General features: G+C 74.2%; 26 protein-coding genes and 3 tRNA genes. 24 read left to right on the forward strand and 5 right to left on the reverse strand.

Annotated elements, in window-relative coordinates:
- The first annotated feature begins 11 nt into the window (after positions 1-11).
- From F8568_RS03225 to F8568_RS03250, 6 genes are all read left to right on the forward strand, one after another.
- Positions 12-908 carry a metal-dependent hydrolase gene (locus F8568_RS03225; RefSeq protein ID WP_151591168.1) on the forward strand — a complete coding sequence of 299 codons (897 nt, stop codon included), beginning with the start codon at positions 12-14 and terminating at the stop codon, positions 906-908.
- Positions 905-1,936 (forward strand): PDR/VanB family oxidoreductase, encoded by a 1,032-nt coding sequence (locus tag F8568_RS03230; RefSeq protein WP_151591170.1) that lies wholly within the window; start codon positions 905-907, stop codon positions 1,934-1,936. Before F8568_RS03225 ends, F8568_RS03230 begins: the two co-directional genes overlap by 4 nt.
- A 75-nt stretch (positions 1,937-2,011) precedes the next feature.
- Positions 2,012-3,562: a protein kinase domain-containing protein gene (locus F8568_RS03235; protein WP_151591173.1), complete on the forward strand. Its 1,551-nt coding sequence runs from the start codon at positions 2,012-2,014 to the stop codon at positions 3,560-3,562.
- 226 nt (positions 3,563-3,788) lie between these two features.
- Positions 3,789-3,862, forward strand: a tRNA-Leu gene (locus tag F8568_RS03240).
- A gap of 5 nt (positions 3,863-3,867) precedes the next feature.
- Positions 3,868-3,940, forward strand: a tRNA-Leu gene (locus tag F8568_RS03245).
- Between the two features lie 17 nt (positions 3,941-3,957).
- A tRNA-Tyr gene (locus F8568_RS03250) sits at positions 3,958-4,042 on the forward strand.
- Positions 4,043-4,057: 15 nt separating this feature from the next.
- Here F8568_RS03250 and hpnR read toward each other — a convergent pair.
- A complete protein-coding gene (gene hpnR / locus F8568_RS03255) occupies positions 4,058-5,533 on the reverse strand; it encodes a hopanoid C-3 methylase HpnR (protein WP_151591175.1) in 1,476 nt (491 codons plus the stop codon).
- Positions 5,534-5,670: 137 nt separating this feature from the next.
- Between hpnR and F8568_RS03260 the strand changes: the two genes are divergently transcribed.
- On the forward strand, positions 5,671-6,297 hold the full coding sequence (locus F8568_RS03260) for a TetR/AcrR family transcriptional regulator (protein ID WP_328600703.1): 627 nt from the start codon (positions 5,671-5,673) through the stop codon (positions 6,295-6,297).
- On the opposite strand, the gene F8568_RS03265 is transcribed toward F8568_RS03260, so the two are convergent.
- Positions 6,294-6,767 carry a DUF3515 domain-containing protein gene (locus F8568_RS03265; protein ID WP_236008306.1) on the reverse strand — a complete coding sequence of 158 codons (474 nt, stop codon included), beginning with the start codon at positions 6,765-6,767 and terminating at the stop codon, positions 6,294-6,296. The genes F8568_RS03260 and F8568_RS03265 overlap by 4 nt on opposite strands.
- Complete coding sequence (locus F8568_RS03270) at positions 6,754-6,987, reverse strand: Lrp/AsnC family transcriptional regulator (protein ID WP_151542521.1); 234 nt, start codon at positions 6,985-6,987, stop codon at positions 6,754-6,756. The genes F8568_RS03265 and F8568_RS03270 overlap by 14 nt, the downstream gene beginning before the upstream one ends.
- 170 nt (positions 6,988-7,157) lie before the next feature.
- On the opposite strand from F8568_RS03270, the gene F8568_RS03275 reads away from it, so the two are divergent.
- The 3 genes from F8568_RS03275 (at position 7,158) to thiD (ending at position 10,001) form a co-directional block, all read left to right on the forward strand.
- Positions 7,158-8,078 carry a thiamine-phosphate kinase gene (locus tag F8568_RS03275; RefSeq protein WP_151591177.1) on the forward strand — a complete coding sequence of 307 codons (921 nt, stop codon included), beginning with the start codon at positions 7,158-7,160 and terminating at the stop codon, positions 8,076-8,078.
- Positions 8,079-8,179: 101 nt separating this feature from the next.
- A complete protein-coding gene (locus F8568_RS03280; RefSeq protein ID WP_151591179.1) occupies positions 8,180-9,136 on the forward strand; it encodes a cellulose binding domain-containing protein in 957 nt (318 codons plus the stop codon).
- A gap of 52 nt (positions 9,137-9,188) precedes the next feature.
- Positions 9,189-10,001: a bifunctional hydroxymethylpyrimidine kinase/phosphomethylpyrimidine kinase gene (thiD, locus tag F8568_RS03285; RefSeq protein ID WP_151591181.1), complete on the forward strand. Its 813-nt coding sequence runs from the start codon at positions 9,189-9,191 to the stop codon at positions 9,999-10,001.
- 245 nt (positions 10,002-10,246) lie between these two features.
- On the opposite strand, the gene rpmB is transcribed toward thiD, so the two are convergent.
- Positions 10,247-10,441: a 50S ribosomal protein L28 gene (rpmB, locus tag F8568_RS03290; RefSeq protein ID WP_030164391.1), complete on the reverse strand. Its 195-nt coding sequence runs from the start codon at positions 10,439-10,441 to the stop codon at positions 10,247-10,249.
- 201 nt (positions 10,442-10,642) lie between these two features.
- Between rpmB and F8568_RS03295 the strand changes: the two genes are divergently transcribed.
- The 5 genes from F8568_RS03295 (at position 10,643) to F8568_RS46560 (ending at position 17,540) form a co-directional block, all read left to right on the forward strand.
- Positions 10,643-12,229 (forward strand): DAK2 domain-containing protein, encoded by a 1,587-nt coding sequence (locus F8568_RS03295; protein ID WP_151591183.1) that lies wholly within the window; start codon positions 10,643-10,645, stop codon positions 12,227-12,229.
- 33 nt (positions 12,230-12,262) lie between these two features.
- Positions 12,263-14,452 (forward strand): ATP-dependent DNA helicase RecG, encoded by a 2,190-nt coding sequence (recG, locus tag F8568_RS03300; RefSeq protein ID WP_151591185.1) that lies wholly within the window; start codon positions 12,263-12,265, stop codon positions 14,450-14,452.
- Positions 14,453-14,502: 50 nt separating this feature from the next.
- Positions 14,503-14,583 (forward strand): putative leader peptide, encoded by an 81-nt coding sequence (locus F8568_RS50920; RefSeq protein WP_407924452.1) that lies wholly within the window; start codon positions 14,503-14,505, stop codon positions 14,581-14,583.
- 64 nt (positions 14,584-14,647) lie between these two features.
- A complete protein-coding gene (locus F8568_RS03305; protein ID WP_151591187.1) occupies positions 14,648-15,508 on the forward strand; it encodes a HEAT repeat domain-containing protein in 861 nt (286 codons plus the stop codon).
- 289 nt (positions 15,509-15,797) lie between these two features.
- Entirely contained in the window at positions 15,798-17,540 is a 1,743-nt protein-coding gene (locus F8568_RS46560) for a serine/threonine protein kinase (protein ID WP_202124426.1), read from the forward strand.
- Positions 17,541-17,595: 55 nt separating this feature from the next.
- Here the strand turns inward: F8568_RS46560 and F8568_RS03315 are convergent, their stop codons facing one another.
- Positions 17,596-18,567 (reverse strand): hypothetical protein, encoded by a 972-nt coding sequence (locus F8568_RS03315; protein ID WP_151591188.1) that lies wholly within the window; start codon positions 18,565-18,567, stop codon positions 17,596-17,598.
- A gap of 230 nt (positions 18,568-18,797) precedes the next feature.
- On the opposite strand from F8568_RS03315, the gene rsmD reads away from it, so the two are divergent.
- From rsmD to F8568_RS03360, 9 genes are all read left to right on the forward strand, one after another.
- Positions 18,798-19,364 (forward strand): 16S rRNA (guanine(966)-N(2))-methyltransferase RsmD, encoded by a 567-nt coding sequence (gene rsmD / locus F8568_RS03320; protein WP_151591190.1) that lies wholly within the window; start codon positions 18,798-18,800, stop codon positions 19,362-19,364.
- Positions 19,365-19,449: 85 nt separating this feature from the next.
- Positions 19,450-20,904, forward strand: coding sequence for a penicillin-binding transpeptidase domain-containing protein (locus F8568_RS03325; RefSeq protein ID WP_151591192.1), 1,455 nt, complete (start codon positions 19,450-19,452; stop codon positions 20,902-20,904).
- A 216-nt stretch (positions 20,905-21,120) separates the two neighbouring features.
- The gene (gene coaD, locus F8568_RS03330) at positions 21,121-21,603 is read left to right on the forward strand and encodes a pantetheine-phosphate adenylyltransferase (RefSeq protein WP_151591194.1); all 483 of its coding nucleotides are present in this window, start codon (positions 21,121-21,123) and stop codon (positions 21,601-21,603) included.
- A 178-nt stretch (positions 21,604-21,781) separates the two neighbouring features.
- The gene (locus F8568_RS03335; RefSeq protein WP_151591196.1) at positions 21,782-22,423 is read left to right on the forward strand and encodes a YceD family protein; all 642 of its coding nucleotides are present in this window, start codon (positions 21,782-21,784) and stop codon (positions 22,421-22,423) included.
- A 1-nt stretch (position 22,424) separates the two neighbouring features.
- On the forward strand, positions 22,425-22,604 hold the full coding sequence (gene rpmF / locus F8568_RS03340) for a 50S ribosomal protein L32 (protein WP_151545395.1): 180 nt from the start codon (positions 22,425-22,427) through the stop codon (positions 22,602-22,604).
- Positions 22,605-22,966: 362 nt separating this feature from the next.
- A complete protein-coding gene (rnc, locus tag F8568_RS03345; protein WP_236008367.1) occupies positions 22,967-23,740 on the forward strand; it encodes a ribonuclease III in 774 nt (257 codons plus the stop codon).
- On the forward strand, positions 23,733-24,635 hold the full coding sequence (gene mutM / locus F8568_RS03350) for a bifunctional DNA-formamidopyrimidine glycosylase/DNA-(apurinic or apyrimidinic site) lyase (RefSeq protein WP_151591198.1): 903 nt from the start codon (positions 23,733-23,735) through the stop codon (positions 24,633-24,635). Before rnc ends, mutM begins: the two co-directional genes overlap by 8 nt.
- A 30-nt stretch (positions 24,636-24,665) precedes the next feature.
- Positions 24,666-25,010, forward strand: coding sequence for an acylphosphatase (locus F8568_RS03355; RefSeq protein ID WP_151591200.1), 345 nt, complete (start codon positions 24,666-24,668; stop codon positions 25,008-25,010).
- Positions 25,011-25,188: 178 nt separating this feature from the next.
- Entirely contained in the window at positions 25,189-25,386 is a 198-nt protein-coding gene (locus tag F8568_RS03360) for a hypothetical protein (RefSeq protein WP_021598747.1), read from the forward strand.
- Positions 25,387-25,623 lie beyond the last annotated feature (237 nt).

The raw sequence follows: 25,623 nt of genomic DNA on the forward strand, positions 1-25,623 counted from the left end.
GAGGGAAGCCCATGTCGGTCCAGCAGCCGCCCGTACGGCGGCCCCCGGAGCCGGAGAACATCGTCCTGCGGGCGCGCGACGTCCGCTTCGACTGGTCGGACGTCCCCCTGCACTGGATCCCCCGCGACCCGGTGGCCACCCACCTCATCAACGTCCTGCACATGCTGCTGCCGGCCGGCGAGGAGTGGTTCGTCAAGGTCTTCAAGGAGGCCGTCCCGTACATCCGCGACGACCGGCTCCGCGAGGACGTCCTGGGCTTCATCGGGCAGGAGGCCGTGCACGCCGCTTCCCACGACGCCGTCCTCGACCACTTCGTCGAGCAGGGCCTGGACGTGCGGCCGTTCGTCCGGCAGGTCGAGTTCGTCTTCGCGGACCTGCTCGGCGACCGCGGCCTCACCGGCGACCGCAAGCGGGCCTGGCTGTTCGAGCGCATCGCGCTGATCGCCGCGATCGAGCACTTCACCGGCGTCCTCGGCGACTGGATCCTCAACGCGAAGGCGCTGGACGAGGCGGGCGCCGACCCGACCATGCTGGACCTGCTGCGCTGGCACGGCGCCGAGGAGGTCGAGCACCGGCACGTCGCGCACGACCTGTTCATGCACCTCGACGGCTCGTACGCGGCGCGGCTCCGCGCGATGGGCGAGACGATCACCATGCTCGGCGCGCTGTGGCACCGCGGGCACCGCTTCCTGATGGCCCGCGACCCGATCGTCCGCGGCCGGATCAAGGGCGGGATGCGGCACCTGCGCCGCACCGGCCCGGCGGGCCTCACCCCCTCCGGGCGGATGGTCGGCGCCTCGGTGGCGCGCTACCTCAGGCGCTCCTACAGCCCGCTGAACGAGGGCTCCACCAGTCAGGCGCTCGCCTACCTGGCCGCGTCGCCGGCGGCCCGGGCGGCCCTGCGATGATCCCGCCCGACCTGCGGGGGCGCCGCGAGCGCGACCCGTTCTGGGTCGCGGTGAACGCCGCGTTCAACGGCATCCAGCGGTTCCGCTCGCTGCGCGCCCCCGCCCCGCCCGCCGTCCGGCCCGTCGACCGGACGATGCGCCTGACCGTCCAGGAGGTGCGCCGCGAGGCCGAGGACGTGGTGAGCCTGCGGCTCGGCGCCCCAGACGGGCGCGTCCTGCCCGCGTGGCAGCCCGGCGGCCACCTGGACGTGCTGCTCGCGTCCGGGCGCCGCCGCCAGTACTCGCTGTGCGGCGACCCCGCCGACCGGCGCTCCTACCGGATCGCCGTCCGCCGCCTGCCGGGCGGGGGCGGCGGGTCCGTCGAGATGCACGGGCTGCGGGAAGGCGACCGGCTCGCCGTGCGGGGGCCGCGCAACGCGTTCCCGTTCCTGGCGCACGACCGGTACGTGTTCCTCGCCGGCGGCATCGGCATCACGCCCATCCTGCCGATGGTGACCGCCGCCGACCGGTACGGCGCGGACTGGAGCCTGGTCTACACCGGCCGGAGCCGCGCGTCCCTGCCGTTCCTGGACGAGCTGCCCGCCCGCCGCGTGACCGTCCGCACCGACGACGAGCACGGCGTGCCGTCCGCCGCGGACCTGCTCGGCGACGTCCCCGCCGGGACCGCCGTGTACTGCTGCGGCCCCGCCCCGATGATCGACGCCGTCCGCGCGGCCGTGAGGATGGACGCGACCCTGCACTACGAGCGCTTCGCGCCGCCGCCCGTCACCGGCGGGAAGCCGTTCGAGGTGGAGTTGCGGCGCAGCGGTCGCACCCTCCCGGTGCCCGCCGACCGGTCCGCCCTCGACGTCATCAGGGACGTGCTGCCGGACGTCGCCTACTCCTGCCGGCAGGGCTTCTGCGGCACCTGCCGGACCGCCGTCCTGTCCGGCGACGTGGACGACCGCGCCCCGTCCGACCAGGGCGACGACTCCATGCTGGTCTGCGTCTCCCGCGCCGCCTCGGGGCGGATCAGCCTCGACCTGTGACCCCGCGGAGACCACGGCCGGAGCCAGGATGTGCCAGGCTTGGGGGATCTGGTCCCGTCCTGAGGAGAACGTGCCGTGCCGCCAGCCGACCTGCCGGATCGCATCGGCCCCTACCGGGTGGCGGACCGGCTCGGCGAGGGCGGGATGGGGACGGTCTACGTCGGCCTGGACCAGACCGGCCGCAAGGTCGCCATCAAGGTGATCCGCCGCGAGTACGCCGCCGACCGGCAGTACCGGGCGCGGTTCCAGGCGGAGGTCGCGGCGGCGCAGCGGGTCCGCCCGTTCTGCACCGCGCCGGTGCTCGACGCCGACCCGGCGGCCGACCCGCCGTACCTGGTCACCGAGTTCGTCAACGGCCCGAGCCTCGACGACTCCGTCGCCAAGGACGGCCCGCTGCGCGGCGCCGACCTGGAGGCCGTCGCCGTCGGGATCGCGACCGCGCTGACCGCGATCCACGACGCGGGCGTCGTGCACCGCGACCTCAAGCCGGCGAACGTGCTGCTGTCCACGTTCGGGCCGCGCGTCATCGACTTCGGCATCGCCCGGTCGGTGGACGGGACGCGACTCACCGCGACCGGCGGCATCGTCGGCACGCCCGCGTTCATGGCCCCCGAGCAGCTGGACGGGCGCGGCGCGACCCCCGCGTCCGACGTGTTCGCCTGGGGCGCGACCGTGGCGTTCGCGGCGCGCGGCGGTCCCTGCTTCGCCGGCGACTCGCTCCCGGCGATCATCCACCAGATCGTCAGCGGCGAGCCCGATCTGAGCGGGCTGCATGGGACGCTGCTCGGCGCGGTCGGGTCCGCGCTCGCGAAGGACCCGGCGCGCCGCCCGTCCGCGCAGGCGCTCCTGGACCGGCTGATCTCCGGCGGTGCCCCGCGGCAGGCGCCGGCCGGCCCGCCACCCGGCGGCTCGTTCCGGACGGGCCTGTCGCAGACCGGCCTGTCACAGGTCGGGGCGCCGAGGCACGCCGCCACCGGGAGCGGCCAGCGGCCCGCGCGGCACGGGGGCCTTTCCGCTGCGCCGCCCCCGGCGCACACATCCACCCCGCCTCCGGCACATGCGTCTACGCCGCCTCCGGCACATGCCTCCACGCCGCCTCCGGCGCATGCTCCTTCGCCGGCGCTCGCGGCGGGGGAGGCCGACGCGCTCGTCGAACGGCAGTACCGGCAGGCCGCGCAGGCGGGCGACCCGGCCGCGATGCGCAACCTCGCGGCGCTGCTGAGCATGCAGGGCCGCACGGCCGAGGCCGAGTCGTGGCAGAAGTACGCCGACGCGGTCGCCGCCCGCCCGGCGCCGTATCCGCAGGGCACCGTCGCGCCGGGCGCCTACGGCGCGCCGACCCGGCCGCCGGGCGCCGCCGCCGCACCGAACCCGTACGGCAAGCCGTCCTACAACCACGCGTCGATCTACGCGCTGGTCTGCGGGCTCGTCGGACTGATCTCCTGCGGACTGACGTCCATCCCGGCGATCGTCGCCGGGCACATCGCCTGGGCGCGGGTGCGCCGCTCCCGGCAGCGCGGCCTCGGCTTCGCGATCACCGGGATCACGCTCGGCTGGCTCATGGTCGGAGTGTGGGTACTGCTCCTGATCGGCTGGCTGATGCCGGACGACACGTCCACCGGCTGAACGCCCGGCGCGATAAATGCGTTGCGGGCCGCTGGCGGCCGATGGCACCGTGGAGCACGTCAGCCCGTCCGAGACGGTGACACGAGACTCGAGAGGAGGACCGGCCATGGCGATGCAGCGACTACGACTCCGACTGCCCTCGGCGTCGCACGCCCGCCCCGGCCGGTATCCCCTCTCCTAGAGGCCCCCTGGCCGAGCCGCCGCGAGCGACGCCTCGCACAGACCTGCGGCTCTACCCCAACAGGCAGAGGGGCCATCCTCAGATGGTGGACGTTCCGGGTTCGAATCCCGGGAGCCGCACGCACGCCTCCGTAGTCCAACGGTAGAGACAGCGGCATGAGGTGCCGTGTGCTGGGGGTTCGAATCCCTCCGGAGGTACGAGCGGGCTCGCGCATGGGGCGGCGCCGACGCGGGAGAGTCGGGCCTGTCTGTAAAACAGGTGCTTTGTCTGAGTGGGTTCGAATCCCACCCGCCCCACCATTCCCGCCGAAGGCGTCAGCGCTGGCGCTCGTGGATGTAGAGCTCCTTGCGGCCGGCGGGCCCGACGGAGCGGTGGTCGGGCACCGGAAGCTCGTAGCGGACCTTCCGCAGATGGTCGCCGTACTGCCGGTCGGCGTTGTAGACGGACCGGAACTTCCAGATCGATCTGGCGAAGTTGGTCTGCCCGTGCCACAGGTGGCGGCCCATGATGCCGAGCGTCTGCGCCGCCGCCGCGACGCCGAGGTGCTTGCGGTTCATCACCGACTGCGTCTTCACCAGCTCGCGGTAGAACTCATGCAGCGGCAGCTTCGTCGGCACCACCGCGTGCTGGATGTCGAAGAGGCGGTAGTCGCGCGTCGTCAGCTTGCGCGACTCGGTGTGCCAGATCTCCGTGCCCGGATAGGGCGTCATCACGGTGAGGTTGACGATCTCGGGCACCGACAGCGCCCACTCGCGGACGAGCTTGAACCGCCTCGCGTCCCAGGCCGGGTCCACGATCAGGTTGATGGCCACGGTGAGGCCCATCCTGCGGGCGAGTTCCAGGGCCTTGATGTTGGTGTCGGGGCTCGTCCGCTTGCGGTACCGGTCGAGGCCCTCCTCGTCGAGCGCCTCCATGCCGAGGAACATGTAGTTCAGGCCGAGCCGCCGCCACCGCTCGAAGACCTCGGGATGGCGCAGCAGCACGTCCGCACGGGTCTCCAGGTAGTACTCCTTGCGGATGCCGCGCCGCTCCACCTCGGCGGCGATCGCGTCGCCGTGCTCCGGCTTGATGAACGCGACGTCGTCGACGATGAACAGGCCCGGCTCGCGGATCGAGGCGATCTCCTCCGCCGCGGCCTCCGGCGACACCTTCCGGTACGTGCGGCCGTAGAACGTCCAGGCGCTGCAGAACGAGCAGTCCCACGGGCAGCCGCGGGTGAACTCGATGGACGCGGCCGGGTCCAGGACGCCGATGAAGTACTTGTGGCGGCGCCGGGTCAGGTCGCGGGCCGGACGCGGCGCGTCCAGGCCGTCGAGCAGCAGCGGCACCTTCTTGCAGGTGCCGTCGGCGGTCACGGCGCCCGGCACCTCGCCGAGGCCGCCGTCGCGGGCGGCCTCCAGCAGCAGCGGCGCCGCCACCTCGCCCTCCCCGCGCAGCACCGCGTCCAGCGCCCCGTTCGCCTGGTCGAGGACGTGCGCCGCGATGAACGAGACGCTGTGCCCGCCGGCGAAGACGAAGCACTCCGGCAGCCGGCGCTTGACCTCCTTGGCAAGGTCGATCATCTCCGGCACGTTGGCCAGGTAGTTGACCCCGAACCCGACGGCCTCGGGCCGGAACTCGCGCAGCTCGCGGCGCAGGTCGTCATGGGTGAAGATCTGCAGGTCCAGCAGCCGGACCTGGTGGCCGGCGGTGCGCAGCGCCGCGGCGACCCGCTCGACGCCGAGCGGTTCCAGCCGCAGGAAGATCTCCGAGTACATCAGTCCGCTGGGATGGACCAGGAGAGTGCGCATCGGGTTCCCTTCCCAGGCGCGTCGGCCGTTCGCCGGCGGTCACGGGGCCGCGTCGCCCGGACAGCGGACTGTTACCCGTGATAACGGAGAGTTAACGAGTTGGCGCGGCGGCGGGCGCTTAACTAATGTCTGGACATGTGTCCGGGGAACTGTCGACCGAATCCACCCGCCGCCGCCTGACGCCGCGGCAGGCCGACACGGTGCGGCGCCTCACCGACGCCGCCGTCGAGGAGGTCCGCGACACCGGCTACGACGGGCTGACCGTCCGCAACGTCGCCCGCCGCGCGGGCGTCGCGCCGGCCACCGCCTACACCTACTTCGCCTCCAAGAACCACCTCATCACCGAGGTGTTCTGGCGGCGGCTCAGCGCGCTGCCGCCCGTCGGCCCCGTCGAGTCGGGCGGCGGCCGGGACGTCGCCGGCCGCGTCGAGCGGGTGCTGCGCGAGATCGCGCTGCTGGTGTCCGACGAGCCGGAGCTCGCCGCCGCGTGCACCTCCGCCATGCTCGGCACCGACCCCGACGTCCGGGAACTGCGCGCCCGCATCGGCACCGCGATCCGCACCCGGCTCAAGGACGCGCTGGCGGACCACGACGACCCCGCCGTCCTCGGCGCGCTGGAACTGGCCTACTCGGGTGCGCTCCTGCACGCCGGCATGGGCTACACCTCCTACACCCGCATGGCCGACCGGCTCGCCGAGATGGCCCGGCTCATCGTGCCCGGTGGTGACGGGAAGGCCCGGCGGCCACCGGACCGGGCGGTCTAGATCTGGCCCTCCGGCTTCGCCGGGATCGTCGCCTTGATCGCCGGGGTCAGCTCGATCAGCACGTCCCCGGCCGGCCGGTACTTCGCCGGGACCGTCACCTCCACGTACGCCTGCCGCCCCACCGCCGTCCACGTCACCGGACGGTCCACCGGCTGCCCGAACCAGCTGATCCCGTTGATGTCCACCAGCTCCGACGTCTGCCGCAGCGCGGCCGGGATCGGGACGCCGCAGCGCAGCGCGATCGCCGGCGACCCCCACGCCGCCGTCAGCTGCGAATCGGGCTCGGTGTCCCGCAACGACCGGCCGTGCACCTTCGCGGGCAGCCGCAGCCCCTCGCAGAGCCGTTGCGTCGCCGCGTCCGGATGCGGGACCGGAACCTCCACCGCCCCGTCCCCGCACGCCGCGGGCAGCAGCATCAGCGGAGCCAGCAGCACCGGCGCCCAGCGGAACCGGAACCTAGATGTGGACAATGGGGCAGGTGAGGGTGCGCGTGATGCCCTCGACCGTCTGGATCTGCGCGACGACGAGCTTGCCCAGCTCGTCCACATTGCGCGCCTCCGCTCGGACGATCACGTCGTAGGGCCCCGTGACGTCCTCCGCCAGGGTCACGCCGGGAACGCCGGAGATGTGCCCCGCGACCTCGGCCGCCTTGCCCACTTCGGTCTGGATGAGGATGTAGGCCTGCACCATCACGTCCTCCCCGGGCGGAGAAATAGCCGTCGGACGGTCACCGTATCGTGTTACGCGGCGCGGCGGGCGTCCGGGGGGCGCACAGCGCGCGCACGGGCCGCCGCGAGCCCGGCGGGACACGAGTGGCCGGGCGGGTGAGGCCGGGCGGTGAGAGGGCGGGAACGGAGCGGATGGGCACCATCGGGGAGCTGGGCGAGTTCGGGCTGATCGGCAGGCTGACGCGGCGGCTCCCGCAGGGACCGGACGTCCGGCTCGGCCCCGGCGACGACGCCGCGGTCGTCGCCGCCCCCGACGGCCGGGTCGTCGCCACCACCGACCTGCTCGTCGAGGGGCGGCACTTCCGCCGCGACTGGTCCGGCCCCTACGACATCGGCCGCAAGGCCGCCGCGCAGAACCTCGCCGACGTGGTCGCCATGGGCGCCCGCCCGACCGCGCTGCTCGTCGGGTTCGCCGCGCCGCCGTCCACCGACGCCGCCTGGGCCGAACGGCTCTACGACGGCCTCGCCGACGAGTGCCGCCGCGCCGGCGCGTCCGTCGCGGGCGGCGACGTGGTCGGCGCCCCCGCGGTCACCCTCGCGGTCACCGCGCTCGGCGACCTCGGCGGCGCCGCGCCGCTCACCCGGTCCGGCGCCCGTCCGGGCGACCTCGTCGCCGTGCGCGGCCGCCTCGGACACGCCTCCGCCGGGCTGGCGCTGCTCACCGAAGGCCGCGACGGGCCCGCCGAACTGATCGCCGCGCACCGCCGCCCCGAGCCGCCCTACGAGGCGGGCGCCGAGGCGCGGGCCGCGCGCGCGACCGCGCTGCTCGACGTCAGCGACGGCCTCGTCCAGGACCTCGGGCACCTCGCCGACGCGAGCGGGGTGCGGATCGACGTCGACTCCGCGACACTGGTGGTCCCGGAGTCCCTCGGCCCGGACGGGCTGCGGCACGTGCTCACCGGCGGCGAGGACCACGGCTTCGCCGGGACCTTCCCGCCGGATTCCCCGCCGCCCCCGTCCTGGAGGGTGATCGGAACCGTAGGAGAGGGTGCCGGGGTGCGCGTCGACGGGCGCGTCCCGGACGCCGCCGGATGGGATCACTTCCGGGGGTGAACGGCCGGTTGCCACCGGGTGCCCGCCGGGTGCGCTTTCCTCATCCGGTAGGCATGTTTGGTACTGGTTTGGTATACATCCTGTGATCGAAGAGGAATGGGATGGGACGACACACCAAGCGCGAGCGACCCGATGACGAGCCCGCGCCGGACGATCCGGCGCCCGCGGGTCCGTTCCTCGGAGCCCCTCCCGGCCCGTCCTTCGAGGCCTTCTCCGGCCCGACCGACGACCAGGTGTTCTTCTCCTACGAGCCCTACCCTCCCGCCTCCTCGCCCGCCGCCCCCGCCGGCCCGCCGCCCGTCGCGCAGCGCCAGCACGGCCCTCCGCAAGCGCACCGCTTCGAGCCTTATCCCGGCGACTACCCGGGCGACCTCCCCGCCGCCATGGCCGGCCGCGACGACCGCGTTCCCGGCGCCTCCCAGCCGCCCCCCGCGCCCATGGCGGGCACCCGCGCCGACGCCCTCGTGCAAGCGCCGCCCCGGGACCCTGCCGCCTCGTCCGACCGGTCCCCGGGCTCCTCGGGCTCTCCGGCCTCCACGCGGGCCCGCGTCGCCCGGCTCGTGTCCGCGCTCCCCGTCCCGATGCTGCCGATCGTGGCGCTCGTCATCGCCGTCGGCGTCGTCGCGTACGCGCTCAGCACCCAGCAGATCTCTTTGAACTTCGCCGGCGGCGCCCCCAAGGACCCGGTCAACCCCCGCGACAGCCAGGTCTCCCAGCGCGGGCCGGGCAACCGCGCCGGCCGCGCGAGCCGCCCCGACGGGCTCGTCATCGCCTTCCACGTCGTCTCCCGCACGAGCACCGCGTTCCGTGCCACCGGCACCGTCGCCAACCGGGGCCGGACGACGGTGTCCCGGTGGGCGCTCGCCTTCAAGATCCCGAACGTGACGGTGCGCGCGATCAGCGGCGCGATCGTCGTCAGGACCGGGCAGCTCGCCTACGTCCGCGGCCGCACGGGCCTCGCGCCGGGGGCCTCCGCCCAGTTCGTCTTCACCGCGAACGGCACGCCGCGCAAGCCGACCTACTGCATCATGAACAAGCTCGCCTGCGCCATCCTGTGACCCCGCGGGCCGGGAACCGCACCGCGCGACAGATCGCCATAAAGTGGACGCCATGCAGCAGAACGCGTCCGCGCCCCGCCAGGCCCCGCCCCTCGTGCTCACGATCGCGGGCTCGGACTCCGGAGGCGGCGCCGGGATCCAGGCGGACCTGAAGACCATGCTCGCGCTCGGCGTGCACGGGATGAGCGTCATCGCCGCCGTCACCGCGCAGAACTCCCTCGGCGTCCAGGGCTACTGGGAGCTGCCCGCCGAGGCCGTCCGCGCCCAGCTCGACTCCGTGCTCTCCGACATCGGCGTGCACGCGATCAAGACCGGGATGCTCGCGTCGACCGTGCTGGTCGAGACCGTCGCCGAGGCGCTCGCCGCGTCGGACGCCCCGTCCGTCGTGGACCCGGTCGGCGTCTCCAAGCACGGCGACTCGCTGCTCGCGCCGGACGCCGTCGCCGCGGTGCGCTCCGCGCTGCTGCCCGCCGCGACCGTCGTCACCCCGAACCTGTACGAGGTCGAGCAGCTCACCGGCGTCAAGGTGGTGGACGAGCGGGGCCTGCGCGAGGCCGCCGAGGCGGTCAAGGCGCTCGGCCCCCGCTGGGTGCTCATCAAGGGCGGCCACCTCCCCGGCGAGCCCGCCGACCTGCTCTTCGACGGCGAGCGCGAGCACCGCTTCAGCGCGCCGCGGCACGACAACCGGCACACCCACGGCACCGGCTGCACCCTCGCGTCCGCGATCGCCTCCCGCCTCGCGCTCGGCGACGACGTCCCCGCCGCCGTCGGCGCGGCCAAGGAGTACGTCACCGGCGCGATCGCCGCGGGCTTCCCGCTCGGCGCCGGCATCGGCCCTGTCGACCACGGCTGGCGGTGGCGTTGATGCAAGCGTGCTGACTCAATCCCGGCCCGAGGAGCTCGCCTGGCGGCTCGCCCCTCGACCGAGATCGGGCGAGCGCGGCATCGCTTCGCGATCTTCCCGGTGGAGGCTCGCCTCCGGCGTCGCCTCCACCGGCCGGCTAACGCGCTCGCGTGACGGCCGGGCGCCGCGCGTCAAAGGGTCCGGGCACGCGAAAACCGGTTCACCGGGCAGTCCCGATGAACCGGCTCAGGCTCGCGTCCTGCGGGTCAGACGGTCGGCTTGACGACCTTGCCGGCCTTGATGCAGGAGGTGCAGGCGTTGATCCGCTTGGTGCTGCCGTTCACGACGGCGCGCACGCGCTGGATGTTGGGGTTCCAGCGGCGCGGGGTGCGGCGGTGCGAGTGGGAGACGCGCATGCCGAAACCGGGTCCCTTGCCGCAGACGTCGCAGACGGAAGCCACGGGAAACTCCAAGTGGTGTCGATGCTCTACCGGAGCGCCGCCCGTCGCCGCCGCGGGCGGGGCCGGGCTTCGTGGGCGCTCACTGATCGCGCCTCGGACGAGGCGCACGGATCAGACTAGCCGAACGGCCCCTGACTAAGCGAATCGAAGCCGCGGTCAGGACGCTGGCGTCCGGCGGCGAGGGCACTGCAAGATTGCCCGATGGTCCTTGATGCGGCGTCGGTGCGTCGGTGGTGCAGGCTCGCGGCGGACGCCCTCGGCCGCACCCGCGGGGAGATCGACGCGCTGAACGTCTTCCCCGTCCCCGACGGCGACACCGGCACGAACCTGCACCTCACCGTCCTCGCGGCGGCGGACGCGGCGGACGCCCTGCCCTCCGGCGCGCGCGAGGCGGACGCGTGGCGGGCCGTCTCGCAGGCCGCGCTGCTGGGCGCGCGGGGCAACTCCGGAGTGATCCTCAGCCAGGTCCTGCGCGGCATGGCCGACGTGCTCGGCGCCCCGGCGGAGCGGGGCGGCGCGGCGCTCGCGGAGGCGCTGGAGCATGCGTCCGTGCTGGCCAGGGCGGCGGTCGAGCATCCCGTCGAGGGCACGATCCTGAGCGTGCTGGCCGAGGCGGCGTCGGCGGCGTCGGAGGCGTCCGCGGCCGGCGTGGAGGAGACGGCCCGTGCGGCGGCGGGCGGGGCGCGCCGGGCGCTGCGCCGCACGACCGGGCAGCTCGACGTGCTGGCCCGCAGCGGCGTGGTGGACGCGGGCGCGGCCGGGTTGTGCGTGGTGCTCGACGCGCTCGCCGCCGTGGTCACCGAGGAGTATCCCGAGCACTACGAGGTGCCGGCGCGCACCGCCGGGACGGCGCCGCCGCCCGCCGAGCGGCCCGAGCCCCAAGGCCCCGGCTACGAGGTCATGTATCTGCTGGACGCGCCGGACGAGGCCGTCCACCGCCTGCGGGAGACGCTCGACGGCCTCGGCGACTCGCTCGTCGTGGTGGGCGGCGACGGCCTGTGGAACGTCCACGTGCACGTCGACGACGCGGGCGCCGCGATCGAGGCGGGCCTGGCCGCGGGGCGGCCGCACCGCGTCCGCGTCGCCTACCTGCACGCCGCGTCTGCGGGCGAGCCGCACGAGCCGCATGCGGGACGCGCGGTGGTCGCGGTGACCGCCGCCGACGGGCTGGCCGTGCTGTTCGAGGAGGCCGGCGCCCGGGTCGTGCGGCGCGAGCCCGGCGCGGTGCCGCCGCTGGCGGTGCTGGCCGAGGCGATCCTCGCGGCGGGCGACGAGGTGGTGGTGCTGCCGGACGAGCCGGAGGTCCTGGCGCTCGCCGAGGCCGCCGCCGAGCGCGCGCGGGACGGCGGCGCGCGCATCGCGGTGGTCCCGGCGAAGGCGTCCGTGCAGGGACTCGCGGCGCTGGCGGTGCACGACCCGCTGCGCCGCTTCGGCGACGACGTCATCGCGATGACCCGTGCCGCCGGCGCCACCCGGTTCGGGCATCTGGAGGTGGCCGCGGAGGAGGCGGTGACGAGCGTCGGCCTGTGCCGGCCCGGCGACGTCCTCGGCCTGATCGAGGGCGACGTCGCGACGATCGGCGCGGACGTCGCGGAGGTCGCCCGGCGCGTCCTGGACCGGATGCTGTCGGGCGGCGGCGAGCTCGTCACCCTGATCGCCGGGCGGGACGCACCGCCCGGGCTGGCCGAGGGGCTGCGGGAGCACCTGCACGGCGGCCGGCCCGATGTGGAGGTCTGCCTTTACGACGGGGCGCAGCGCCGGTGCCCGCTGCTCATCGGAGTCGAGTGATTCGTGTCCCCGCCATGGGCTAGAAAGGAGTCCGTGGCGAATCTCGACGAGCCGTTGCGCAAGGTTCTCGGCGACAAGACGGCCAAGGTGCTGGAGAAGGGCCTCGAGCTGCACACGGCCGGCGACCTGCTGCACCACTATCCGCGCCGCTACGCCACCCGGGGCGAGCTGACGCCGCTGAACGAGCTGCTGGACGGCGAGCACGTCACCGTCATGGCGGAGGTCGTGAAGGTGCAGGGCCGGACGCTGTCGCGCAGCCCCGGCTACGTCCTGGAGATCACCGTCACCGACGGCACCGGGCAGCTGAAGCTGAGCTTCTTCGGCCGCAAGGGCTCCTACCGTCCCGAGAAGGACCTGTCGCCCGGCACCCGCGGCCTGTTCGCCGGCAAGATCAGCACCTACCGGCCGCGCAGCGGGAACGTTCAGCGGCAGCTCACGCACCCGCAGTACAAGGTGGTCGCGGAGCGGACCGCCGAGCAGGCCGCGCAGGAGTGGGCGGACGAGATCATCCCGATCTACCCGTCCACCAAGGGCCTCGACATCGAGACGATCGGCAAGTCGGTCGGGATGGTCCTGGACCAGCTCGACCTGCCCGCCGACCCGATGCCGGAGGCGCTGCTGCGGCGCCGCGGGCTGATCGGCCTGCGCGAGGCGTACGAGGGCATCCACCGGCCGAAGTCCTGGGACGAGCTGGGCCGCGCCCGCAAGCGCCTGAAGTGGGACGAGGCGTTCGTCGTCCAGGTGGCGCTGGCGCAGCGCCGGCTCGCGGCCGCCGCGCTCCCGGCGAAGCCGCGCCCGCCGTCGTTCGGCGGCGCCCTCGCCGAGTTCGACGCGCGGCTGCCGTTCGAGCTGACCAAGGGCCAGCGCGAGGTCGGCGACGAGATCGCCGCCGACCTGGCCCTCGAACACCCCATGCACCGCCTCCTGCAGGGCGACGTCGGAAGCGGAAAGACCGTGGTCGCGTTGCGGGCGATGCTGCAGGTGGTGGACGGGGGCGGGCAGGCGGCGCTGCTGGCGCCGACCGAGGTGCTCGCGCAGCAGCACTACCGGTCGATCACGGGGATGCTCGGCGACCTGGCGCAGGCCGGGCAGATCGGCGGCGCCGAGCACGCGACGCGGGTGGCGCTGCTGACCGGGTCGCAGGGCGCGAAGGCGCGCAAGGCGGCGCTGCTGGACGCGGCGTCCGGCACGGCCGGGATCGTCGTCGGCACGCACGCGCTGCTGCAGGAGACCGTGCAGTTCGCCGACCTCGGGCTCGTGGTGGTGGACGAGCAGCACCGGTTCGGGGTCGAGCAGCGGGACGCGCTGCGCGAGAAGGTCGACGGGGGCCGGCCGCACGTGCTGGTGATGACGGCGACGCCGATCCCGCGGACGGTGGCGATGACGGTGTTCGGCGACCTGGAGACGTCGGTGCTGGGGCAGCTGCCCGCGGGGCGCTCGCAGATCCAGACGCACGTGGTGCCGCCGGAGCGGCCGAACTTCCTCGCGCGGACGTGGGAGCGCATCCGGGAGGAGGTCGGGCAGGGCCGGCAGGTCTACATCGTCTGCCCGCGGATCGGGGAGAAGGAGGGCGACGAGGGCGACGCGGTCGCCGCCGACGAGGAGGGCCGGCGGTCGCCGCTCGGCATCATGGAGCTGCTGCCGCAGCTGGAGGAGCTGCTGTCCGGGCTGCGGATCGGGGTGCTGCACGGCAAGCTCCACCCCGACGAGAAGGAGGCGGTGATGCGCCGCTTCACCGCGCGGGAGCTGGACGTGCTGCTCGCGACCACGGTCATCGAGGTCGGCGTGGACGTGCCGAACGCGACCGTGATGGTGATCATGGACGCGGACCGGTTCGGGGTGTCGCAGCTGCACCAGCTGCGCGGCCGGGTCGGCCGCGGGTCGCTGCACGGGCTGTGCCTGCTGGTGACCGACGCGGAGCCGGGGAGCAAGGCGCGCGAGCGGCTGGACGCGGTGGCCTCGACGACCGACGGTTTCCGGCTGTCGCGGCTCGACCTGGAGCAGCGGCGCGAGGGCGACGTGCTGGGCGCGGCGCAGGCGGGCCGCGCGTCGAGCCTGCGGCTGCTCACGCTGCAGCGCGACGAGGACGTCATCCGCGACGCCCGCGAGGAGGCGACGTCGCTGGTCGAGGCCGATCCGGACCTGTCGGACCATCCGGGGCTGGCGACCGTGCTGGCGTCGCTGCTGGACGAGGACCGGGCCGGCTTCCTGGAAAAGACGTAATTCCTACCTATTAAGTTGACTTTGCGCGCCTCCGCCGTCAGGATGGACGCGTGACCCCGAACACGGCCCTCATCGCCCGCCTGCACGTCGACCTGCGGCGGGTCGCCAGCGCCCTGTGTTCCCGTCGCTGATCCCGCCCGGGGCCCGGCGCCCGCCCGGCCCGTCCAGGACCGACGGCTTCCAGGAGGCCACACCATGACGACCACCCGGCTCGGCGACGTGGAGGAGTCCCTCCGCGCCGCCGACCCCGCCACCCGCGCCGCCGCCGTCACCGCGCTCACCGCCGCCGCCCGCACCGGCGACGCGCCGCGCGGCGCCGGCGACACCCTCGCCTGGGCGCTCGCCGACGAGGACCGCGACGTCCGCGGCCGCGCCGCCCACGCGCTGCGCCGGCTGCCGGAGCTGTACATCGGCGAGGACGGCATCGGCGCGCTGCGGCTCGCCGCCGCCCGCGGCCGCGACCGGCTCGTCCGCGATACCGCCGCCGAACTGCTCGCGATCCTCGCCCGCGGCGCCGGGGAGCTGTACGCGCAGGGCCTGCAGGACGACGAGCCGCAGGTCCGGGTGCAGGCCGTGCTCGGGCTCGTCGCGCTCGGCGCCGTGCCCGAGGTCGCCGACGCGGCCGACGACCCGTCCCGCGAGGTGCGGGTCGCCGTCGCCGAGGGCCTCGCCCGGCTGCCCGGCCCCGCCGCCCTCGCCGCGCTGGAGCACCTGCTCGCCGACCACGACCCCGTCGTCCGGATGGCCGCGCTCGACGCGGCGGCGGAACTCGGCGTCCCCGAACGGCTGGAGGGGCGCGTCGTCACCGCCACCGCGCACGCGAGCTGGCAGGTGCGGCGCCGCGCCGTGCGGGCGCTCGGCCGCGCCCGCGCCGACGTCGCCGTCCGGCCGCTCGTCATCGCCCTCGGCGACCGGATCGTCGACGTGCGGCGCGCCGCCGTGCAGGCCCTCGAGCAGTGGGCGGCGGACCGTCCCGAGGTGGTCACGGCGCTCACCGAATCCCTCACCGACCCGGACCCGGGTGTGCGCACCCAGGTCCGCTGGGCGCTCGCGTAGGCGTACGCGGGCCCGCGGGCGGGACGTTCTGGGGTGGGGCGCCCTGCTCGCTTCAAGGCCTGCGCGGACGGCCGGTGGGCTGTTTCGCCGCGGGGCGCCAGCGGAGCGGGGAAACGGTCCGCCGGCCGCGGCGGGGGTTCCAGGGGGTCGCCCCCCTGGGGAGTAGCGCAACGGAATTGAGAACTCACGGACGATCACCGACGTCTAACGTGGTACCGGAAGGTAAGGGCCGGACGGTGCCCGCGCGGGTAGGTGTCCCGTGGCGGGTCCACGCGACGGAGGAGAGCCGATGAGCCCCGTTGTCCCACTGCGGCCGGACGACCCGGGGCGGCTGGGGCGCTACGAGCTGCTCGGCCGGCTCGGCGAGGGTGGGCAGAGCGTCGTCTACCTGGGCCGCCGCGACGACGGCCTGCACGGCGCGATCAAGCTGCTGCGCGCCCAGCTGAGCCGCAGCCCGGAGTGGCGGGCGCGGTTCGAGCGCGAGCTGAAGCTGATCGAGCGGGTCGCCGGGTTCTGCACGGCGCAGGTCGTGGACGCCGACGTGTCCGCCGAGACGCCGTACGTCGTCAGCGAGTACGTGCCGGGCCCGTCGCTGACCGGGCTGGTCACCGAGCGCGGCCCGCGCACCGGCACCGACCTGGACCGGCTCGCGATCGGCACGGTCACCGCGCTCGCCGCGATCCACCGCGCGGGGATCCTGCACCGCGACTTCAAGCCGTCGAACGTGCTGATGGGGCCGGACGGCCCGCGCGTCATCGACTTCGGCATCGCGCGGGTGATCGGCGCGGCGGCGGCGCGGGGCAGCGGCGTCGTCGGGACGCCGTCGTACATGGCACCCGAGCAGGTGACCGACGCCGAGCTCGGCACCGGCGTCGACATGTTCACCTGGGCCGCGACGATGCTTTTCGCGGCGACCGGCCGGCACCCGTTCGGCAATGACTCGATCTCCGCGGTGTTCAACCGGATCCTGCACTACGAGCCGGACCTGTCGCCGCTGCCCGCGACGCTGCGCGGCGTCGTCGGCGCCTGCCTGGCCAAGGACCCGGCGCGGCGTCCGGAGGCGCAGCAGGTGCTGCTCGACCTGATCGGCCGCGACGTCCCGGCCCTGCCGCAGGACGGCGGCGCGCTGACCACCGGCGCGCAGCTCGCCGGCGACCGGCGCACCCCGCCTCCGCCGGACCGGTTCGCGACGGCGGGGACGGGCCCGGAGCCGCCGACGCCGGACACGGTCCCGCGCCCGCCGCGCCGCGCCGGCCGCCGCGTCGCGCTCGTCGCGGTGCCCCTCGTCCTTCTCGCGGGCGGCGGGGCGGCGTGGGCCGTGCTCGCGAACGGCTCGCCGGACGCGCCCGCCACGGCGTCCACCGATCAGGCGGCCCCGCCCGCGGCGGCGTCGGCGGCGATCGCGCCGGCCGCCCAGGCGGTCGAGTCGGTGCTGTCGTTCGACCACTCCTCGCTCGACCGGAACGTCGCGGCCGCGCACGCGGCGTCGACGCCGCGCTATGGCGCCGACTACGACCGGCAGCTCGCCGCGAGCGGCTACCGCAAGGAACTCGAGGACAAGAAGGGGTCGGTGACCACCGACGTCGTCGACTCCGCGATCGTCGGCGCGGCGTCCGACCGGGCCACCGTGCTGACGCTCGTCAAGCGGACGGTGCGCGCCGAGGACGCCTCGCCGCGGCTGCTGTCGGACCCGATGCGCGCGACGATGGTCAGGCAGGGGAACCGGTGGCTTCTCGACGCCCTCTACACGCTCAAGGCGGGGTCGCAGCGCGCCGACACCTCCGGCCTGCCGTGGCCGGGCGCGCGGGCGCGCGGGGCCCTCGGCGCCGTCTACCGGGCCCCGGCCGTCGCGTCGGGGACGCCCGTGGAGGTGGGCGTGCGCGCCGGCGACGGGCCGCAGGCGCTGACCGCGCTCGTCGCCGTCGGCGACTGCAAGGGCGCGTGCACCGACAAGGACCCGATCTCGGTCCAGCGGCTGACGCTGCGCCGCTCGGGCGGCGGGTGGACGGTGGCGTCCGCGCAGCGGCTCTGAAACGGGAACGGTCCAGGGGCGTCCGGCGGACGCCCCTGGACCGTGTGCGCGCGGGTCAGGACTCGCGGGCCGCCGCGCGCCTGCGGGTCGCGGCGATCGCCGCGCCGCCGGCCGCGATGGCCGCCAGGCCGAGCGCGGCGATGGGCAGCGCGTCGGTGCCGGTGAACGGCAGCCCCTTCGACGGGACGTACGCCGACGCGCTGGCGCCCGAACCGAGCCCGCCGCCGTGCCCGGACGGCAGGTCCGGCAGCAGCGGAACCGACGGCAACGCGGGCGGCGCCGGGGACGTGCCGACCGGCGGGGCGCCGGGGCCCGTGGGCGGCGTCGGCGGCGACGGCGGGGTGGGCGGTGACGGAGGCAGCGGCGACGTCGGCGGCGGGGTCGGAGGGCTGGGCGGCGTGGGCGCCTGCTCGCAGCCGCCGCCGACGCAGGCGCCGAGGTTCAGGTGCGCCGACAGGGGCGTGCCGCCCGCCGGTGCGAGCCCGACGCCCAGTTCGGTACGGCCGCTGATGAGCTGCCGGCCCGCCGACAGGGTGCCGCCGGTCGCGACCTTCAGGTTCGCGCTGCCGGCGGGCGTGCTGACGTGGCCGTCCACGCGTGCGCCCGCCTGGAGGGTGGCGTCGCCGAGGCCCACGCTCGCGCCGGCCCGCACCCGGAGGCCGGCCTCGCCGTCCGGCGTCCGGACGCCCGCGCCCAGGTCGAGGCCGGCGCTGGCGGTCTTCGTGCGCTGGTCGTAGGCGAGCGTGGCGTTCAGATGCAGGTCCAGCGCGGGCGCCTTCGCGGAGGGCTTCGCCTTCGCGACCGGTTTCGCGGCCGGCTTGGCGCGCTTGATCTTCACCTTGTGCGCACCGCTCTTCACACGAGGACGGTGCTTGGCGGGATGGGCCGCTTGCTTGCTGGTCTTGAGCGGATGGGCCCCGGCCGACGCGAGCCGGAAGGGGGAGTGATCGGCGGGGGGTCCGGACGTGTCGGCGTTCGACACGCCGCTCATTGCGGTGATGCCGAGAACCGTCGCTCCGGCCGTCACCGCGATTCTCCTACCGTGGTGCACGAGTGCTCCTGAGGGGAAGGGTAACTGGTTGCACAACCTGCGAGCACGTTTACACGTCAGGTAGTCGAGGTGAACCGGGATCCGGGTATTTGGGAAATGGTTCACAACAGTGTCAGTGGTCGTTTGTGCACCTTCCGCAACGACCGGCGGCGGTCGAGCGGGTCAGGACGTCCGGTCGAGGTCCGCGCCCCTGCGAAACTGGATCGATGACCAGGGTCATCGCGGGGAGCGCGGGGGGACGGCGGCTGGCCGTCCCGCCCGGACGGGACACCAGGCCGACGAGCGACCGGGCGCGGGAGGGCCTGTTCTCCACCGTGCAGGCGCTGCTCGGCCCGCTGGACGGGCTGCGCGTCGCCGACCTGTACGCCGGGTCCGGCGCGGTCGGGCTGGAGGCCCTGTCGCGCGGCGCGGCGCACGCCCTGCTCGTCGAGTCGCACCCGCGGGCGCTGAAGGTGATCCGGCAGAACGCCCGGGCGCTCGGGCTGCCCGGCGCCGTCCCGACGGGGGACAAGGTGGAGCGGCTCGTCCGCACCGCGCCGGACGAACCGTACGACCTGGTCTTCGCCGACCCGCCTTACGCGCACTCCGACGCGGCCGTCACCGGCCTGCTGGAGGACCTGCGCGACAACGGCTGGACGGCCCCGGACGCGCTGGTCGTCGTCGAGCGGTCCGTCCGCGGCGATGACCTGGTCTGGCCGGACGGGTACCAGGGGGAGCGGGACCGGCGCTACGGCGAGGCCGTGTTCTGGTACGGCCGGGCGCTCGGCGCCTGAACGCCCGCTGGACGCCGGCCGAGAGATACCTGCGAGCCGATCGCGGTGACGCGTCGCCCGGCGAGCGCCGGGTAGGTGCGAAGGCATGAAACGGGGGATCGACCGGGCCTTGGCGTTCACCTGGGTGATCGCGCTGGCGATGACGGTGGCCCTGCTCGCCAACGTCACCTACGTGCAGGGCTTCGAGGCGCAGGACCTGCGGGACAGCAGCCTCAACGCGCGCCGCCTGCAGGATCGCGACCTGGTCGAGCGCGGCCCCATCGTCGCCGACGGGCAGCGGCTGGCCTGGTCGGAGCTCACCTCGGACGGCAGGACCTACCAGCGGCACTACACCGACAGCAAGGTCTTCTCCCCGATCACGGGATACTTCTCGCCGTTCGCCGAGACCGGGCTCGAAGGCGCGGAGAACCACTTCCTGGACGGCAGCGACGCGCGGCTCGCCACCACCAGCCTGATCGACAAGCTGATCGGCAAGCGCGTCCCCGGCGGGACCGTCGAGGCCACGATCAACGTGAAGGCGCAGCGCGCCGCCTACGAGGCGCTGCAGGCCACCGGCGCGCGCCGCGCCGCGGCCGTCGCCGTCGACGCGAAGACGGGCGCGATCCTGGTGATGGCGTCCACGCCGTCCTACGACGCCGGTGACGTCTCGGTCCTCAGCGGAGACAAGGCCCAGGCCGCGTTCGACAAGCTGAACTCCCAGCCGCTCAAGCCGCTGCTCAACAAGGCGACCGGCGAGGTGTACCCGCCCGGCTCGACGTTCAAGACGATCGTCGCCGCCACCGCACTGAACGCCGGTGAGAGCGAGGACTCGCAGGTCCGCGCCGGGCGCAGCTACCAGGCGCCGGGCGGCGGGCAGCCGATCAACAACGACGCCGGCGACATCGGCGGCGAGTGCGACCAGAACCCGATCCCGCTGATCGACGCCTACGCGCAGTCCTGCAACACCACGTTCGCCTACATGGGCGCGCAGAGCCCCGGCAACGCCGCCGTCCACGAGCAGGCCGGCAGGTTCGGCTTCGGCGACCGGATCGAGATCGCGGACGGGATGTCCGCCGCGCCCAGCTCGTTCCCGCGGACCGGCCAGCCGGTGCTCAGCGCGCTCGGCTCGATCGGCCAGGGCAGCACCGTCGCCACGCCGCTGCAGATGGCGCTGGTCGCCGCGGCCGTGCTGAACGACGGGAAGATCATGCAGCCGTACCTGGTCGACAGGCTGCGGGCCGCCGACGGGTCCGTCGTCCAGCGGGCCGATCAGAAGGTCATGGCGCGGCCCCTGACCTCCGACCAGGCGAGCCGGATGCGGGACCTCATGAAGGCCGTCGTCGCGAAGGGCACCGGCAAGACGCTGCAGGGCACCTCGGTGGCCGGCGGCAAGACCGGCACCGCGGACGTGGAGAACGCGCCCTACAACGACCGCTGGTTCATCGGCTTCGGCCCCCGCACCGACCCGCGGTACGCGGTCGCCGTGATGACCGAGAAGGAGGGCTACGGCATCGAGTCCGGCCCGATCGCCGCGAAGATCCTCGACGCGCTGGGGGACTGACCGGCGCCTGGAACGGAGCGCCAGCGGAGTGGAAGGTGTCGGTCAGTCTGCTTTTGCCGGGGGTGTGGGGGGTCGTCCCCCCCCCACGATGACTCTGACAAGTATCGGAACGGAGTGCGCGGACCGGGCAGCGAGCAGCCCGGGTGAAAGCGGGCAGAACCGGATTTGGTACGTTCGCGCCGCAGGTCAGAAACCGGGACCGAAGGGGTTCGCGCCGTGCGCCGTGTCGTCTGTCCGGGATCGTTCGACCCCGTTACCAACGGGCACCTCGACATCATCAGCCGCGCCTCCCGTCTCTACGACGAGGTGGTCGTGGCCGTCCTGATCAACAAGAACAAGCAGAGCCTGTTCACGGTCGACGAGCGCGCCGACATGATCACGGCCGTGACCAAGGAGTACGGCAACGTCAAGGTGGACAAGTTCTACGGGCTGACCGTGGACTACTGCAAGGAGCAGGACATCCCGGTGATCGTCCGCGGGCTGCGGGCGGTCAGCGACTACGAGTACGAGCTGCAGATGGCCCAGATGAACCACCGCATCGCGGGCGTGGAGACGCTGTTCATGGCCACGAACCCCGAGTACGCCTTCCTGTCCTCCAGCCTGATGAAGGAGGTCGTGAAGTTCGGCGGCGACATCTCCGGCCTCGTCCCCGACATCGTGCACGACCGCCTGGTGGAGCGGCTGCAGCAGCAGGCCTGACCGGCGCCCGGAGCGGAGCGGAGGGCGTCGGTCAGGCGGCTCTTGCCGGGGGGTGTGGGGGGGTCGTTCCCCCACCACGACACTGACGGGGGCATCGGCGGAGCGGGGCCGCGAGTTGGGGCATCGGCCGGTGTTCGGTACCCTGGGACATCGGCCATCACGGCGGCCGTAGTTCGCCATGCCTCACGAAAGCAGGACTCCGCTGACTCGCCTCGATCCCAACGCCCCGCTCGTGCTCGACACCCGAGCTCTCAGCAGGCAACCCGGGTCGTCGCGGGAGATGCGCCTGTCCGTGCCGGCTCCGGAGGACTTCGGCGTCGAGATGGTGGGCGTCCCCGAGGGTGCCGCGATCGAGCTGGACCTCCGGCTCGAGGCGGTGCTGGAGGGGGTGCTCGTCACGGGCACGGCGACGGTCCCCCTCGAGGGGGAGTGCGCCCGCTGCCTCGACCCGATCGCCTCGACCTTCGAGGCGGACTTCCAGGAGCTCTTCGTCTATCCTGACACCCGCTCTGGCGGGAACGCCGAGGACGACGAGCTCCGCCTCGAGGACGATCTGATCGACCTCGAACCGGTGCTCAGGGACGCGGTGCTGCTCGCGCTGCCGCTCTCGCCGCTGTGCCGGGACGACTGTCCCGGGCTGTGCGCGGAGTGCGGCGCACGGCTGGCGGACGACCCGGATCACCACCACGACGTCGCCGACCCGCGCTGGGCGGCGCTGCAGGACCTCGCCGGCGAACTGTCGCCGGAGCCTCCCGAGGGGGGACGCGGGGACTCCGGTCCCCGTGGATCAGTCGACCAACAAGGAAAGCAGGAGGGCTGACGTGGCCGTCCCGAAGCGGAAGAAGTCGCGCAGCAACACGCGGCACCGGCGCTCGCAGTGGAAGGCCACCGCGCCGACCCTCGTCGAGTGCCCGACGTGCCGTGACAAGAAGCTGCCCCACACCGCGTGCGCGACGTGCGGCACCTACGACCGGCGGCAGGTCATCGCCCCGTCGGCCTGAGCCTTTTCGCATCCCGGGGGGCGGATCCGCCGGCGGCGCGCCCCGCGGCGCGGCGCCGGCGCCCGCCCCTCGCGGATGCGCGGCAACCCCGACCACCCCGGCGCGTGACGTCGGCGTGGTGAGCGGCGCGGACCCTGCGCCCGGAGCCGTGGTGCACGCCGGGATCCAACCGACCGGCGCGCACCTCGTCTTCGCGGACGGCGTCCTTCCGGGGCCACCCGGAAACGCGTCGTGCTTGCTCGCCGTCGCGGCCTCCCCGGCCGCCGCGCCACTGCGGCGACCGCGCCCTGCGCGCGGTGCCCGGCCTGCGAGGAGGGCCTGTGAGCAAGAAGTCGTCCGATCCCGCTCCCGACCGCGCGGAGCTGACCGCCGCCCTCGGCGTGGAGGTCACCGCCGATCTGCTGGAGCGCGCGCTGACGCACCGTTCGTACGCCTACGAGAACGGCGGCCTGCCCACCAACGAGCGCCTGGAGTTCCTCGGGGACTCGGTGCTCGGCCTGGTCGTCACCGACACCCTGTTCCGCGGCCACCCGGACCGGCCGGAGGGACAGCTCGCCAAGCTGCGCGCCGCCGTGGTGAACATGCGGGCGCTGGCGGGCGTCGCGCGCGCGCTCGGCGTCGGCGCGCACATCCGGCTCGGCCGCGGCGAGGAGGGCACCGGCGGCCGCGACAAGTCCTCGATCCTCGCCGACACCCTGGAGGCGCTGATCGGCGCCGTCTACCTCGACCGCGGCCTGGACGAGGCGTCCGCGCTGGTGCACCGGCTGTTCGACGCGCTGATCACCCGGTCGGCGGGGCTCGGCGCCGGCCTCGACTGGAAGACCTCGCTGCAGGAGCTGACGGCGGTCGAGGAGCTGGGCGTCCCCGAGTACCACGTCGCCGAGAGCGGCCCCGACCACCAGAAGACGTTCCGGGCGTCGGTGCGGGTCGGCGGGACGACCTACGGCTCCGGTGAGGGCCGCAGCAAGAAGGAGGCCGAGCAGCACGCCGCCGAGGCCGCCTGGAACGCGATCCGCGAGATCGTCGTGCGGCGGGAGGCGGCCGAGCAGGCGGGGGAGCAGGCGGGCGCCGCCGAGCCCGCACAGGCCCAGGCGGGGCAGGACGGATCGCGTCCGGCCGGGCTCGCCGGTGCCTGAGCTTCCCGAGGTCGAGGTCGTCCGGCGCGGCCTGGAGCGGTGGACGGCGGGCCGGACGATCGCGGCGGCCGAGGTGCTGCACCCGCGGTCGGTCCGCCGGCACGAGGCCGGCCCGGCGGACTTCGCCGGGCGGCTCGCCGCCCGGACCGTCCTGGCCCCGCGCCGCCGCGGCAAGTACCTGTGGCTGCCGCTGCGCGCCGAGGCGGCGGGCGAGCCGGGGGAGCCGGGGGAGGCGCTGCTCGCCCACCTCGGAATGAGCGGTCAGCTGCTGGTCGGCGAGCCGGACCGGGAGCGCGAGAAGCACCTGCGGGTCCGGCTGGTCTTCGACGACGGCGGCCACGACCTGCGGTTCGTCGACCAGCGGACGTTCGGGCACCTGATGGTGACCGACCTCGTGCCGGACGCGTTCGACGCCGCCGAGCTCGTCCCCGAGCCGATCGTGCACATCGCGGCCGACCCGCTGGAGGACGCGTTCGACGCGGAGGCGTTCTACCGCGCGCTGCGCCGCCGCAAGACCGGCATCAAGCGGGCGCTGCTCGACCAGTCCCTCATCAGCGGGGTCGGCAACATCTACGCCGACGAGGCGCTGTGGCGGGCGCGGCTGCACTGGGCGCGGCCGACCGAGACGATGACCCGCGCCGAGGCCGCGCGCGTGCTGGAGGCCGCGAGAGAGGTCATGGGCGCGGCCCTGGCGGTCGGCGGTACCTCGTTCGACAGCCTGTACGTCAACGTGAACGGGGAGAGCGGCTACTTCGAGCGGTCGCTGGAGGCGTACGGGCGGCGCGGCGAGCCGTGCGGCCGGTGCGGCACGCCGATCCGGCGGGACGAGTTCATGAACCGTTCGTCCTACAGCTGCCCGGTGTGCCAGCCGAAGCCCCGGCGCGCGCGCTATTAGGCTGCCCGGGTTCACGAACGAGGGGGGCCGATGGGCGAGGCGGAGCAGAACACCGGGCAGGAGACCGGGCAGGAGACCGGGCAGGAGACGGTGCGGCTGACCGCGTGGGTCCGGGGCCGGGTGCAGGGCGTGGGTTTCCGCTGGTGGGTGCGGGCGCGGGCGCTGGAGCTCGGACTCGCCGGCAGCGCGACGAACCTGAGCGACGGGCGCGTGGAGGTCGTCGCCGAGGGGCCGCGCGGGCGGTGCGAGCGGCTGCTGGAGATGCTGGAGGGCGATGCGCCCGGCGGCGTCCCCGGCCGGCCGGGGAAGGTGGCCGGCGTGGCGTCGCGATGGAGCGAGTCGCGCGGCGAGGCCGCCGGCTTCCTGGAACGGTGACCGGGTAGGGGGTTCCGGCTTTTACCTGCTAAACTAGTAGAGGAAGGTTGTTACCGGCCTGTGATGTGCGTCTTGACCAGGACACCGGCCGGTGCGACTCTAGACGATACGCGCACCGACTTGAGTAGCTTCTCGTGCGCGATCCCTGCTGGTTACTCAGCGTGGAGGACCCTTAGTCATGGCGAAGGCTCTACTCGGCCACGTCGGCGGTCCCGACCCCCGGATGGTCGCGGAGATGCGGCGCCTGCAGCAGCGCGTACGGGACCTGGAAGCCGAGCTCGTACGGCTTCAGGCGGAGAACGACGCGCTTGCGACGGCGACGGACGACGACGTGATGTCGCTCGCGGTGAAGGACCGTGAACCGGCGCTGACCTGATCGGCGCCTTTTTCTTGAAGTGGACAGGGGACGCCGTCACCAGGCGTCCCTTCTGTTTTGCCCACCCCACCCGGTGATGGGCGTCACCGCATGCCGCCGGGCGGTCGATCTCCGGTCAAACCTCCGTAGAGTTTTGGTCTGACCGAGTTCAGGGCCTTTGCGGCATTCGCCGTATTAACGGGCATCCGTCCGGCGTACCGGACCGTGCCCCGAATCCGCCTCCCATCCGTGCGGGTG

Origin of the sequence: Actinomadura physcomitrii (assembly GCF_008923205.2) — a bacterium.
Lineage (GTDB): Bacteria > Actinomycetota > Actinomycetes > Streptosporangiales > Streptosporangiaceae > Spirillospora > Spirillospora physcomitrii.